General features: G+C 66.7%; 14 protein-coding genes. 7 read left to right on the top strand and 7 right to left on the bottom strand.

Annotation, left to right across the window (positions count from 1 at the left end; all coding sequences use genetic code 11):
• The first annotated feature begins 183 nt into the window (after nucleotides 1–183).
• The 3 genes from pedF to WKW79_RS01935 all read left to right on the top strand — a co-directional run bounded on the left by pedF (nucleotide 184) and on the right by WKW79_RS01935 (nucleotide 2,405).
• Entirely contained in the window at nucleotides 184–609 is a 426-nt protein-coding gene (pedF, locus tag WKW79_RS01945) for a cytochrome c-550 PedF (protein WP_340333836.1), read from the top strand.
• A 40-nt stretch (nucleotides 610–649) separates the two neighbouring features.
• Entirely contained in the window at nucleotides 650–1,495 is an 846-nt protein-coding gene (locus WKW79_RS01940; RefSeq protein WP_340333406.1) for a substrate-binding periplasmic protein, read from the top strand.
• Nucleotides 1,496–1,613: 118 nt separating this feature from the next.
• Nucleotides 1,614–2,405: an alpha/beta fold hydrolase gene (locus tag WKW79_RS01935; protein WP_340333405.1), complete on the top strand. Its 792-nt coding sequence runs from the start codon at nucleotides 1,614–1,616 to the stop codon at nucleotides 2,403–2,405.
• A 7-nt stretch (nucleotides 2,406–2,412) separates the two neighbouring features.
• Here WKW79_RS01935 and WKW79_RS01930 read toward each other — a convergent pair whose 3' ends face one another.
• Nucleotides 2,413–2,820, bottom strand: coding sequence for a DUF779 domain-containing protein (locus WKW79_RS01930; protein WP_340333404.1), 408 nt, complete (start codon nucleotides 2,818–2,820; stop codon nucleotides 2,413–2,415).
• An 11-nt stretch (nucleotides 2,821–2,831) separates the two neighbouring features.
• Complete coding sequence (gene adh, locus WKW79_RS01925; RefSeq protein WP_340333835.1) at nucleotides 2,832–4,352, bottom strand: aldehyde dehydrogenase; 1,521 nt, start codon at nucleotides 4,350–4,352, stop codon at nucleotides 2,832–2,834.
• A 369-nt stretch (nucleotides 4,353–4,721) separates the two neighbouring features.
• Here adh and WKW79_RS01920 point away from each other — a divergent pair, with 369 nt between their 5' ends.
• Entirely contained in the window at nucleotides 4,722–5,189 is a 468-nt protein-coding gene (locus WKW79_RS01920; protein ID WP_340333403.1) for a hypothetical protein, read from the top strand.
• 1 nt (nucleotide 5,190) lies between these two features.
• Here the strand turns inward: WKW79_RS01920 and pyk are convergent, their stop codons facing one another.
• The 3 genes from pyk to WKW79_RS01905 form a co-directional block, all read right to left on the bottom strand.
• On the bottom strand, nucleotides 5,191–6,621 hold the full coding sequence (gene pyk, locus WKW79_RS01915) for a pyruvate kinase (protein WP_340333402.1): 1,431 nt from the start codon (nucleotides 6,619–6,621) through the stop codon (nucleotides 5,191–5,193).
• Entirely contained in the window at nucleotides 6,618–7,880 is a 1,263-nt protein-coding gene (locus WKW79_RS01910) for a glycerate kinase type-2 family protein (RefSeq protein ID WP_340333834.1), read from the bottom strand. Before WKW79_RS01910 ends, pyk begins: the two co-directional genes overlap by 4 nt.
• 351 nt (nucleotides 7,881–8,231) lie before the next feature.
• A complete protein-coding gene (locus WKW79_RS01905; RefSeq protein ID WP_340333401.1) occupies nucleotides 8,232–8,951 on the bottom strand; it encodes an alpha/beta hydrolase in 720 nt (239 codons plus the stop codon).
• A gap of 149 nt (nucleotides 8,952–9,100) precedes the next feature.
• Between WKW79_RS01905 and WKW79_RS01900 the strand changes: the two genes are divergently transcribed.
• Both WKW79_RS01900 and WKW79_RS01895 read left to right on the top strand, forming a co-directional pair.
• Entirely contained in the window at nucleotides 9,101–9,742 is a 642-nt protein-coding gene (locus tag WKW79_RS01900) for a Vat family streptogramin A O-acetyltransferase (RefSeq protein ID WP_340333400.1), read from the top strand.
• Between the two features lie 160 nt (nucleotides 9,743–9,902).
• Entirely contained in the window at nucleotides 9,903–10,565 is a 663-nt protein-coding gene (locus tag WKW79_RS01895; RefSeq protein ID WP_340333399.1) for a M48 family metalloprotease, read from the top strand.
• Nucleotides 10,566–10,579: 14 nt separating this feature from the next.
• On the opposite strand, the gene WKW79_RS01890 is transcribed toward WKW79_RS01895, so the two are convergent.
• Nucleotides 10,580–11,494, bottom strand: a complete 915-nt coding sequence (locus tag WKW79_RS01890) for a DMT family transporter (protein WP_340333398.1) — start codon at nucleotides 11,492–11,494, stop codon at nucleotides 10,580–10,582.
• A 50-nt stretch (nucleotides 11,495–11,544) separates the two neighbouring features.
• Here WKW79_RS01890 and WKW79_RS01885 point away from each other — a divergent pair, with 50 nt between their 5' ends.
• Nucleotides 11,545–12,111, top strand: coding sequence for a helix-turn-helix domain-containing protein (locus tag WKW79_RS01885; RefSeq protein ID WP_340333397.1), 567 nt, complete (start codon nucleotides 11,545–11,547; stop codon nucleotides 12,109–12,111).
• Nucleotides 12,112–12,140: 29 nt separating this feature from the next.
• Here WKW79_RS01885 and WKW79_RS01880 read toward each other — a convergent pair whose 3' ends face one another.
• A complete protein-coding gene (locus WKW79_RS01880) occupies nucleotides 12,141–13,037 on the bottom strand; it encodes a LysR family transcriptional regulator (RefSeq protein WP_340333396.1) in 897 nt (298 codons plus the stop codon).
• Nucleotides 13,038–13,128: the final 91 nt, after the last annotated feature.

Here is a 13,128-nt window from a genome sequence, read left to right as displayed (position 1 = left end):
CACCCTCGGCGTGGCATGGCGTTTGCGCATTCATCGGCGTTGTTCACTTCCCCATGAATGGAGACCGAGATGGCGAGATTCGATTCGAAAGCAGGGCGGCACCTGGATCCCCTCCAGCGTGCGAATGGCGGGTGGCGCAGGGCGCTGCGCAAGGCGGGCGTGCTGCTGGCGGTGGCGGGCTGCATGGCCGGGGCCCCCCTGGCCTGGTCGCATGGCGACGTGACGCCGCAAGCGGTGGACACGACCGGGCTGGCACCCCTGGGCAAGGACTGGAAGCCGGAAAACCCGTACCGCGGCAACGCGCCGGCCATCAAGATCGGCACCTCCGCCTACAACCAGAACTGCGCGCGCTGCCACGGCATCGAGGCGATCTCGGGTGGTATTGCGCCAGACCTGCGCAAGATCGACAACGACTGCGCCGCGCTGAAAGATGCCGCGAAGAAGGCCGCCTGCATCAAGGAGATGGATGACTACTTCCTGACCACCGTGCGCCACGGCCGCACGCGCAACGGCGCGGTCTACATGCCGCCATTCGAGGGAATGATGAGCCAGGAGGCGATCTGGTCGATCAAGGCGTATCTGGAGACGCGGCGCGACAAGCCGATGTAGAGCCGTTGCGCGCCCCGGGATTTTCAGAAGGAGACAAGACATGAATCGAAACGAAGGACCGTCGCGCCGCGACTGCCTGCGCTGGCTCGGCGCGGCGAGCCTGGCGGGGACGGCGCTCACATCGCGCGCCGCTTCGCTGGAGCGCATCCGCGAGCGCGGCACGCTCAGCGTGGGAATCTACAAGGACATGCCGCCGTTCCATGTGGCAGGGCAGGGCATCGATGTGCAGATCGCGCGGGCGCTGGCGCAATCGCTGGGCGTGAGGGCTTCGCTGCTGCCCTTCAATGCCGACGAGAACATGAACGACGACCTGCGCAACATGGTGTGGAAGGGACATTACCTCGGCTACGGCCCGGCAGACGTGCTGCTGCATGTGCCGGTCGACCGCCCGCTCATCGAGGCGACCCCGCAGGTCCGCATCCTCGCGCCGTACTACCGCGAGCGCATCGTCGTGGCACGCCGCCTCGATCGCTTGCCCAAGCTCGATACCCTGTCCGCACTGGGCGACGCCAGGGTCGCGGTCCCGGGGCAGTCGCTCGCCGGCTGGCTGATGATCGGCGCCGACAACGGTGCCTATCGCAACCAGCTCGACACGCAATGGAAGGACGGCGCCGAGGCCGCGCAGGCCCTGCAGCGCGGCGACTTCGCGGCGGCGGCGGGCATGGCGTCGGAGATGGAGTCGGTGTTGCGTGGCGATGCGCGCTTTGCCATCGCGCCCATTCCCGTTCCGCGTGCGCCGCGCGACGGTTGGGCGGTGGGGCTCGCGGTCAAGAAGGATGCGACCGATCTCGCGCAGGCCTTGCAGGCGGCGATGAACGAGCTGGGTACGAGCGGGCAGTTGCGCAAGATGTTCGAAGGGGCGAACGTGGCCTGGCAGGCGGCTTGAAGTCCAGCATCGCGGCACTGTGTATCGTGGGCCATCGGAGTCGCGCAACGGGCGTGACTCCCGATGGACAGCACGCTGCCAACTGTGCCCAATGTGGAACTTCAATCCAGGAGAACACATGCCTTTCGCACAGGTGAACGGACAGAAGCTTTACTTCGAAGACAGTGGCGGTGACGGACCCGCCGTCGTCTTCTCCCACGGCTTGCTGATGGACGGCAGCATGTTCGAACCGCAGGTGGCTGCGTTGAAGTCGCGCTACCGCTGCATCACGTGGGACGAGCGCGGCCACGGCCAGACGGCCACCGACACCTGCGCACCCTTTACCTACTACGACTCCGCCAACGACCTCGCCGCACTGCTCGCGCACCTGGGCATCCAGCGCGCCGTGCTCGCGGGCATGTCGCAGGGCGGCTACTTGTCGCTGCGTTGTGCGCTGACCCATCCGGAACTGGTACGCGCCCTGGTGCTGATCGACACGCAGGCCATGCTCGAAGACCCGGCCAAGATGCCGCACCACCAGGCGCTGCTGGAAGACTGGCTCAGCAACGGCCTGAGCGATGCCAACGCGGGCGTGGTCGAGCACATCATCCTCGGGGATGGTTGGCCGGGTGGGGCGGCATGGCGTGCCAAGTGGAAGACGTACCTGCCCGTCAACCTGCTGCAATGCTTCACGACCCTGGCGTCGCGCGACGACATCAGCGATCGCATGCCGGACATCAAGGTGCCCACGCTGGTCGTTCATGGCGAATCCGATGAGGCGATCGAATTGCCACGCGCCATGGCCATGGCCCATGCGCTGCCGAATGCCCAGGTCGTCACCGTGCCGGGTGCGGGGCATGCGGCCAACCTGACGCATCCCGGTGTGGTCAATCCGGCGATCGAGAAATTCCTCGCGTCATTGACTGGCTGAAGTCACGCTACTGCCGCCCCTGCGCTTCCAGCGCCTGCCACTCCGCATCCTCATACAACCGCGACCGCGTGAGAAAGCGCAGCCCCGTCGGCCGCTCCAGCGAGAACATCCCGCCATTGCCCGGCACCGCGTCGATGATGAGGTGCGTGTGCTCCCAGTACTCGAACTGGGACCGGCTCATGTAGAAGGGCGTGCCGGCGATCTCGCCGAGGCAGATGTCGGCATCGCCCGTGATGAACTCGCCCAGCGCGAAGCACATCGGCGCGCTGCCGTCGCAGCAGCCACCGGACTGGTGGAACATCAGCGGGCCATGCTCCGCGCGCAGACGCTCGATGAGCGCCTGCGCGGCCGGCGTCACGGAAACGCGGCTGACCGTGGCCGCAGCCGCTTCGGTCAGGTGCGCATCGGACGACATGCGTGCCTCGTTCAGAAGAAGCCCAGCTTGTTCGGGCTGTAGCTCACCAGCAGGTTCTTGGTCTGCTGGTAGTGGTCGAGCATCATCTTGTGGTTCTCGCGGCCGATGCCCGACTGCTTGTAGCCACCGAAGGCCGCATGCGCCGGGTACTGGTGGTAGCAGTTGGTCCACACGCGGCCGGCCTGGATGCCGCGGCCCATGCGGAAGGCACGTGCGCCGTCACGGCTCCACACGCCGGCGCCCAGGCCGTAGAGCGTGTCGTTGGCGATCTCCAGCGCTTCCTCTTCGGTCTTGAAGGTGGTGACAGACAGCACCGGCCCGAAGATCTCTTCCTGGAAGATCCGCATCTTGTTGTGGCCCTTGAACACGGTCGGCTTGACGTAGTAGCCGCTGGCCAGTTCGCCCGGCTTCACGTTGCGCTCGCCGCCGGTCAGGCACTGCGCGCCTTCCTGCTTGCCCAGGTCGATGTACGACAGGATCTTCTCCATCTGCTCCTGCGAGGCCTGCGCGCCGAGCATGGTGCCGGTGTCGAGCGGGTGGCCTTGCGTGATCGCCTCGACACGCTTGATGGCGCGCTCCATGAAGCGGTCGTAGATCGATTCCTGGATCAGCGCGCGGCTCGGACAGGTGCAGACCTCGCCCTGGTTCAGCGCGAACATCGTGAAGCCTTCCAGCGCCTTGTCGAAGAAGGCGTCGTCGGCCGAAAGCACGTCCTCGAAGAAGATGTTGGGCGACTTGCCGCCGAGTTCCAGCGTGACCGGGATCAGGTTCTGGCTCGCGTACTGCGAGATCAGGCGGCCCGTGGTGGTCTCGCCGGTGAAGGCGATCTTGGCAATGCGCGGGCTCGAGGCCAGGGGCTTGCCGCATTCCAGGCCGAAGCCGTTGACCACGTTCAGCACGCCCGCGGGCAGCAGGTCGCCGATGATCTCCATCAGCACCAGGATCGAGGCGGGCGTCTGCTCGGCAGGCTTCAGCACGATGCAATTGCCGGCGGCCAGTGCAGGTGCCAGTTTCCACACGGCCATGAGGATCGGGAAGTTCCACGGAATGATCTGGCCCACGACGCCCAGCGGCTCATGGAAGTGGTACGCATAGGTCTCGTGGTCGATTTCGCTGATGCCGCCCTCCTGGGCACGCACGCAGGAGGCGAAGTAGCGGAAGTGGTCGATGGCCAGCGGCATGTCGGCGGCCATGGTTTCGCGCAGCGGCTTGCCGTTGTCAAGCGTCTCGGCCACGGCCAGCGTCTGCAGGTTCTGCTCCATGCGGTCGGCGATCTTCAGCAGGATGTTGGCGCGCTCGGTGGGCGAGGTGCGGCCCCAGGCGGCCTTGGCCTTGTGCGCGGCATCGAGCGCGGCCTCGATGTCCTTCGCGTTGGAACGCGGGATGCTCGTGAAAGGCTGGCCGGTCACCGGCGTCAGGTTGTCGAAATACTGTCCGTCGATCGGCGCGACCCATTGGCCCCCGATGTAGTTGCCGTACTGCTTCTTGAAAGGGTTCGCAATGCCCAGGTTGCGCATTTCAGCCATGTCCATGAATTCATCTCCGTTGAAGTTGAGGAAGGAACGCATGGAGACTTCGCAATGGGCGGGCCAGCACGCGGCCACCGCGTGCCAGCGCGCACAAGTGCTTGTCAGGCAATGGATTTGTGCTTTTCGGGAAGCGCAGTCGCTGTGACAGCGACACACGACTCGCTGTGCCGATGCGGAGCAACTGCTGCAGATTGAACCAACGCGACGGCGCGCTGCACAGGTGCCCGCGCCATCCGCAAGGCCGTCGGGACGGGTGTTTGCCCTCAAGCCGGTATCCGCCTACGCTTGTCGCTGACGCCGCCCCACAACCGCGGACGCTCAGGGGACGCGAAATCGTGCCTTGGCAATCTCCAATGACAAAGGGACATCGACATGGAATACGACGACACCAAGACCGACATCAAGACCCCGAGCCAACTGGCCGACGATGCACGCCAGACGGGCCAGGACGCGGCAGATGCGGCACAGGCTTTCGCGAGCAATACCGCCACCGTGGCCAGCCATGCCGCCCATTCGATTCGCTCGGTCGTGCAGGATGCGAAGGCCACGGGCGCCAAGGCCCTTGACGATGCCGCGGAGGTCGCGGACGAGGCCAGGCAAGTGGCCAGCGACGCGGCACGGACCGGTCGCGTCTATGCAAAGGCCGCGGTCAATTCGACCGGCCGGCGGATGGGCCACTGGAAGGAGCGCATGGCCGATGCCAACGAATCCTGCGCGCGCTTCGTGGCCGAGGAGCCGGTGAAGGCGCTATGGATCACCGCCATCGCGAGTTCGCTGCTGACCGCGCTCGCCATGACGGCGCTGCGCGGCAGCCGGCGCTACGACGACTACGGTTACTGAGTCACTCGACCTGCGCGATCCGCAGCAGGTTGGTCGTGCCCGGCGCGCCGAAGGGCATGCCGGCCGCGATCACGATGGTCTGGCCCTTCTGCGCAAAGCCCTGCTTCGCGGCGGTGGCGACGGCCACCTCGGTCATCTCGGTGACGTTCATCACGTCGTGGCACAGCACCGGATTCACACCCCAGGCCAGCGCGAGCCGGCGGGCCGTGGCCCGGCGCGGCGTCATGCCGATGATCGGTGCGCGCGGTCGTTCACGTGACATTCGCAGCGCCGACGAGCCAGAACTCGTATAGGCGACCATCGCCGCTACATCGAGCAGCCCCGCCACGGAACGCGCCGCCCAGCTGACCGCATCCGCAGTGTTGGCCGAGGGCCGCGTGTGCGACGCATCGATGGCGTCGCGGTACTGCGGGTCCGCCTCGGTCCGCTCGATGATGCGGTTCATCATGGCGACCGCCTCGATCGGGAACTTGCCCGAGGCCGATTCGGCCGAGAGCATCACCGCGTCCGCGCCGTCATAGATCGCGGTCGCCACGTCCGAGGCCTCGGCGCGGGTCGGCACCGGCGCACTCACCATCGACTCCAGCATCTGCGTGGCGACGATCACCGGCTTGCCCAGGCGACGGCACTCGCGCACGATGCGCTTCTGGATCGCGGGCACCTGCTCGGCAGGCATTTCCACGCCGAGGTCGCCGCGCGCGACCATCACCGCATCGGTCTCGGCCAGGATGGCGTCGAGCGCCTCGATGGCGGCGGGCTTCTCCAGCTTGGCGACGATGCCGGCGCGGCCCTGCACGATGGCCTTGACCTCGGTGATGTCCTCCGGACGCTGCACGAAGGAGAGGGCGATCCAGTCGATGCCCAGCGTCAGCCCGAACTCCAGATCCGCGAGGTCCTTCTTCGTGAGCGCCGACAGCGGCAGCACCACGCCCGGCACGTTGACGCCCTTTCGATCCGACAGCATGCCCCCGTTGACCACCGTGGTCTCGGCAAAGTCCTTGCCCGACTTCTCGACCTTGAGCCGAAGCCGGCCGTCGTCGAGCAGCAGTTCCGCGCCGGGTTTGAGTGCCGCGAAGATCTCGGGATGCGGCATCGGGGCACGGGTGGCATCGCCCTGTTTCTCTGTGTCGAGATCGAGGCGGAAGGCCGCGCCTTCGACCAGCTTCACCGGGCCACCGGCGAAGGTGCCGACCCGCAGCTTCGGGCCTTGCAGGTCCAGCAGCACGCCGATGGGCGTACCGAGGTCGGCCTCGATCGAGCGGATCAGGTCCAGCCGCTGCTTGTGGTCGGCATGCGTGCCGTGGCTGAAGTTGAGCCGGAACACGTCGGCACCGGCGCGCACCAGCGCCTCGATGGTGGAGCGGTCGGCGCTGGCCGGGCCGAGGGTGGCGACGATCTTGGCGTTGCAGGGGCGTTGGCGTTGCGTGGTCATGGTTTTCCAGTGGTGGATGCGCTGTCGATGACGATGGCGCGGAAGTCGTTGACGTTGGTGAGGGTGGGGCCGGTGACGACGGAATCGCCAAGCGCCTGGAAGAAGCCGTGGCCGTCGTTGTTGTCCAGGCTCTTGCGGGGATGGATGTCCAGGGCCCAGGCGCGGGCCAGGGTGTCGGGGGTGAGGCAGGCGCCGGCAATCTCCTCGATGCCGTCGACGCCGTCGGTATCGCCGGCGATGGCATGCACGTTGGGCAGGCCGTCGAGGGCCACGCCGAGTGCCAGCAGAAACTCGACGTTGCGGCCGCCGCGCCCCTTGCCCTTGATCGTCACGGTCGTCTCGCCGCCGGAGAGCAGCACGCAGGGCGTCTGGAAGGGCTGGCCGCGCGTCGCGACCTGGCGGGCGATGCCGGCGAAGGCCTTGCCCAGGTCGCGGGCCTCGCCTTCGAGGCTGTCGCCGAGGATGTAGGTGGCGTAGCCGGCGGCGCGGGCCACTTCTGCGGCAGCTTCGAGCGCGATCTGCGGCGCGGTGATGATGCGTGTCGTGCTGCCGGCGAGCCGTGGGTCGCCTGGCTTGATGCTTTCCGCTTCGGAGCGCTGGAGCAGGGCAAGCACGGCGGGCGGCACCTCGATGCGGTAGCGCTCGATGATGGCCAGCGCGTCGGCGCTGGTGGTGGTGTCTGGGACGGTCGGGCCGGAAGCGATGTCCATCGGCGAGTCGCCGGGCACGTCGGAGATCAGCAGCGTCCAGACGCGGGCCGGATGGCAGGCCGCCGCCAGTCGGCCGCCCTTGACCGAGGACAGGTGGCGGCGCACGCAGTTCATCTCGGAGATGCTGGCGCCGCATTCGAGGAGGGCGCTGTTGACGGCCTGCTTGTCGGCCAGCGTGAGGCCTGGGCCCGGCGCCACCAGCAGCGAGGAGCCACCGCCGGAGATGAGCGCGATGACGAGGTCGTCGGCGCTGAGGCCGCTCACCAGTTGACGGATGCGCTCGGTGGCCTGCAGGCCGGCCTGGTCCGGGACGGGGTGCGCAGCCTCGACGATCTCGATGCGCTCGCAAGGCACGGCATAGCCGTAGCGCGTGACGACCAGGCCTTCGAGCGGACCGTCCCAATGGTCTTCCAGCGCGCGCGCCATGGCTGCCGAGGCCTTGCCCGCGCCGATCACGATGGTGCGGCCCTTGGGGCGCGGTGGCAGATGCGGTGGAAGGCAGAGCGCGGGCTGCGCCGCGGCGACGGCAGCGTCGAACATGCTGCGCATCAGGGGTCGCCGATCGGCCTGGGTCGAGGTGGTCAAGGGGTTGTCTCCAGGGTTGTATCGGTCCACGGGGCAGAGGAATCGCTTGCGGTGAGGGCCGTGGACCGGCTTGCGGGCAAGTCTAGAAATGCATGCCGCGAAAGGCGAGTGACATTGCGGCAAGCGTTGCATTCCTGGCCGGAATATCTTTTCAGGACAACGTCTTGCGCGGTCTTTTGAAGGTAATCTATTGATCTATGGGCGCAAATTTTGCGCGCTGGCCAACAGCGATGGCAGGCACCATGGATCGGCAGCAAGGTCGTGGCGGTCGGCTGCGTGCAACAAGCCGACGACGCTTTGCGCGGGCGTCCGGAACTAAGGACGCGGATCGCCAGCGATCTTGCCCAGCAAGGCCGCCAACGTGTCGGGCATGGTGATGTGCGGGTTGTGGCTGGCATCCAGTTCGAAGCAGCGCCAGCCTGCCTCGGACTGCGCTCGTGCCGTGAACTGCCTGAACACGTCGCCCGGGCCCGGCCTGGTGCAGTAGATGTAGCTCCGCGGAAGGTTCTCGAGCGCACCGGTCAGGCGTAGCTTCTGCTCGAAGGTCTTCAACGGCTGCATCATCCGCCGCGGATTCGCCCAGGCCGCATCGTCGGCGCTGGTATCGGGCGGCATCGGATTGGGCGGGATGCGCCAGCCCTCGCCACGTTCACGCGCGGCGGCCAGCACGCGGGCGTGCGCTGCTTCTCCCACCAGGTCTGCCAGCGACTGGCCGTCTTTCGGCACGAAGGCATCGAGGTAGACGAGATGCGCAATTCTTTCCGGAGCGCGATCCGCGACGCCCGTGGCCACCATGCCGCCATAGCTGTGACCGACCAGGAAGACGTCGCGCAAGTCCTCGAACTGCAGCACGCTGAGGATGTCTTCGATGTGCGCATCGAGGTCGATGTCCGGCCGCGCCAGGTGGCTCCGCTCGCCAAGACCGGTATGCGTCGGCGTGAACAGCTCATGCCCGCGCTCGCGCATCCGGGGCCGCATCTTCTTCCACGCCCAGCCTGCTGACCAGGCGCCATGAACCACTACGAAAGTCGCCATCCGGATCTCCTTCGCGTACAGGAACAGGCCGCATCGCGTGGGCCTGCATTCGAGTCTAGGCGGGCTGGACAAGGCGCGTCTTGGTTGCTTCGAGCTCGAACTGACCCATGGGGCGAAGCGCACAATGCGCCGCTCAATCAGGAGCGACCATGAACGGACCAGACCCCTCGAATCCGCATCCCATGGCTGGATTCCCGCAGATGTGCTTCATCAGGAACACCGTGCGCAATCCGAACATCATCGTCGGCGACTACAGCTACTACGACGACCCCGAGGACCCCGAAAACTTCGAGCGCAACGTCCTCTACCATTTCCCGTTCATCGGCGACAAGCTCATCATCGGCAAGTTCTGCGCACTGGCCCGCGGGGCGAAGTTCATCATGAACGGCGCCAATCACAAGCTGTCGGGCATCTCCACCTATCCCTTCCAGATCTTCGGCAACGGCTGGGAGAAGGTGATGCCGGCGCCCGGCGATCTGCCGTACAAGGGCGATACCGTCTTTGGCAACGATGTCTGGATCGGCTATGACGTACTGGTCATGCCGGGTGTCCACATCGGGAACGGCGCCATCGTCTCGTCGCGCTCGGTGGTGGTCCATGACGTGCCGGCGTACACGGTGGTGGGTGGCAATCCTGCCCAGGCGATCAAGGCGCGTTTTTCGCCCGAGGTCGTCGCGGTGCTGCAATCCATCGCCTGGTGGGACTGGCCCATCGAAAAGGTCACGCGCAACCTCGATGCGATCGTCTCGGGCGACGTCCTGGCCTTGCAAGCTCGCGCCCGCGAGGCGTGACGACTGCACGACCCTCCGTTTTTTCCGTCAAGTCAACGGCTGCGTCCTCTTGCGATCGGGTCCACGGTGGCCTAAAAGAAAACGGTCACTGGCATGGTTGTTGCGATGCAGCAGGAAAGCGCTCCGCGACCGGAGCGCTGCGGAGAATGGAGTGGTGCCGATGCGTTGGTTGCTGATGATGTGGATGGTCCTGGCCTGCGGCACGGCCCGCAGCGAGGACATGCACGTCGCACCGCCGGACATCGTGGGTGTGCTGCATCGTTCGCAACAAACCCAACTCGATGCGATGACGCCGGCCGATCCGGCGAGTTCGCGCGTCCAGACCGTGCGTGCGTCCTTCGACAAGCTGTTGCGCGCGCTCGGCCATCCCGCACTCTCGAAGGTCGAACTGCGCGTCGTGCGCGGCGAGACGGTGGGCGAGACGCTGCAAGGCCGCATCGTGGTGGCCAATGTTGGCCTGGCGGACCTGCCAGAGGGCGAGCGCATCTTCATCCTCGCGCACGAACTGGGCCATGTGATGCTCGACCACTGGGCACAGGTCGGCCGTCTCTATGCGAAGTGGGTGCCGGGCGCCGTCGTGCAGCAGGAGACCGATGCCGTCGCGGATCGCCTGGGCCGGGACGCATCGGCGCTGGCCTACCGGCAGGAATTCGAAGCCGACGCCTTCGCGCTGAGCACCCTGCGCGCCCTGGGCCTGGCGGACCAGCATGTGATCGCGGCCTTCATGGACCTCGGCTGGCGCGGCGACACTGCGACGCACCCCGGGACGCGCAAGCGGCTCGCGGCCTTGCGCGCATTGGCGCCCGACTGGCGTCCAATGTGAAGGAACAAGCCCGCTCAGGTCTTTACCGCGCGGCTTGGTCTCGCGGGCCGCAATTCACTCACGATCACTCCGATCACGATGAACGCACCGCCCAGCAGCGCCAGCGCCGGCAGTCGGTCCCCGGCCAGGCGGCCCACCAGGCCAGCCCAGACCGGTTCGCCCGCATAGATGACGGTCGCGCGGGTCGGGGACACCGACTTCTGCGCCCAGTTCATCGTCAACTGGATCAGCGCGCTCGCCAGCCCCAGCCCGACGCCGCACGCGACCCAGATCCAGTTGAACGCGGGCAGCGGCTCGCCCGCGACCGGCATCATCAGCAGCGACACCCCACCCGCCACCAGCAGTTGCACCACGGTCACGCGCTGGCTGTCGACTCGCGAGGCGAAGTGGCCGATCAGGATGATCTCGGCGGCAATCGCGATCGTGCCGGCCAGCGTCGCCATCTCGCCGCCGTGCAGCGAAAGCTTGCCGGACTCCGGGCCGGCCAGCAGCACCAGGCCGATGAATGCACAGGCCACGCCGATCCATGCCATGAAATGCGGTGGACGGCGCAGCACCAGCCACAGGACCAGCGGCACCATTGGCACGTACATCGCGGTGATGAAGGCGGACTTGCTGCTGGAGATGGTCTGCATGCCGTAGCTCTGCAGGGCGTAGCCCACGACGATGCTCACGCCGATGGCCGCACCCGCGCCCAGTTCGAGCCGCGTGAGACCGGCCATGCGGCGTCCGCACAGCAGCAAGGCGAACAGTCCGGCGATGACGAAGCGCAAGCCGACGAAGAAAAGCGGGCCCGCGTAAGCCATGGCGGTATGGACCGTCAGGAAGGTCCCGCCCCAAACGAAGGTGACCGCAATGAGCGCCAGTTCCTGGCGAGACAGTGAAAAGACCGAGGTCGGCCTGGTCGCGACGGCCGAGATGTTGTTCATGGGAGACTCCCTGACGTTATGCTGTGCGCAGTAAACTGCACATCATACCAATGAGCAATATAGTGCGCAACCCCGAGCGCGACGACGTCCTGGCCCACGTCGCGTCCAATGTCCGCCGGCTTCGGCTCGCGGCCGGCCTGAGCCAGGCGGCGCTGGCGGACGCGGCCGGACTGAGCCGCCGCATGCTGGTCAACCTGGAAGGCGGCGACACCAACATCAGCCTGTCGAGCCTGGATCGCCTGGCGATGGCGCTTGACGTCACCTTCGTCGAGGTCGTCAGCGACCCCTTGAGCGAGCCCCAGCGAATCGAAGCGGTGGCCTGGCGCGGCAACCATGCAGACAGCCATGCCACGCTGCTCGGCAGCGCGTCGGCCCGGCACGATGTGCAGTTGTGGCTCTGGTCGCTGGCGGCCGGCGAGCGCTATGACGCGGAGCCCGATCCGGAAGGCTGGCAGGAAATGGTCTACGTGATCGAAGGGCGGCTGCAGATCACGCTGGAGGAGGGCACGAAGACGATCGGCGCGGGCGACTTCGCCATCTACAGCAGCGCGCAGCCCTATGCCTACCTGGCGATGGATGGCGAGGCCGCGCGCTTCATACGAAACGTGGTGACGTAGAACGCGCCGGCGGTTCCGGGCCCGGCCGTTCAGGCGGCCAAGTCGCCCTCGGCCGGCCAAACCACCTGCGCCGCCGCCAGCAAGGCCTGCAAGGTCATCGAGTCCTCATTCGAACGCAGGTAGAGCAACGACAAGGGACAGGGCAGCCGAACCCCCGGCCAGACCACCGCCTGCCCATTGCGCAGCGCCGGCGCGGCAATGCGCTCACGCATGAGCCCCAGCGCTACGCCGGTCTGGACCAGCTCGATCATCGAAGCCTCCTGGTCCGCCTCGACGACGGTATGGCAGGCCAGCCCGCGTTCCGCGAACAACTGGTCGACCAGCCCGTGCTGTGAGCTCCCCGCCGGCGTGGCCAGCCATGGCATGGCCGCGAGGGCCGGCCAGTCGGCGCCACGCAACTGCGCCTCCCAGGCCGCGGGCCCGACGACGACATAGTGCTCAAGCGCCAGTTGGCGAACGGCGATCTCCGGGTCCTTCAGCGTGCCGAGGTAGAAGCACACATCCACCTGTTTCTCCCGCAGCATCTGGACCACGCCGCCGGAGATGCCATGCAGCAGCGACACGTCGACGTGCGGATAGAGCTCCAGCAAGGTCGAGAGCAGGGGCCCAAGCCGGATCGACTCGGGATCGATGATCGTGCCCAGCTTCAATGCGCCCGACACCGTGCCCCGCATCGATTTGGCCAGTGCGCTCATCTCCTGCGCAGCCTCGACCGTCTTCGCCGCAAGAGGAAGCAGTCGCCGGCCCGCGCTGCTCAGGACCATGCCGGCGGGCGTTCTTGAAAACAGCAGCACGCCCAGTTCGTCCTCCAGGCCCTTGATCTGCTTCGACAGGGCCGATTGAGTCAGGTGAAGTTGTTCGGAAGCCCGGACCAGTTGACCGGTGCGGGCGACGGAAAGGAATGAGCGCAGTTGGTTGAGTTCCACGGGGCGCATTGTGACGCTCAGGGTTTGCCCCAAGTCATCGTGCCGGCAATTCGGACGGGCCGGCGGCGCTCCTGTCGGAAGCTCGGCAGCC

The sequence above is a fragment of the Variovorax robiniae genome, assembly GCF_037889955.1.
Taxonomy (GTDB): Bacteria; Pseudomonadota; Gammaproteobacteria; order Burkholderiales; family Burkholderiaceae_C; genus Variovorax; species Variovorax robiniae.
Note: the sequence above shows the minus strand (reverse complement) of the source record. Positions and strands in the feature narration are given on the sequence as shown.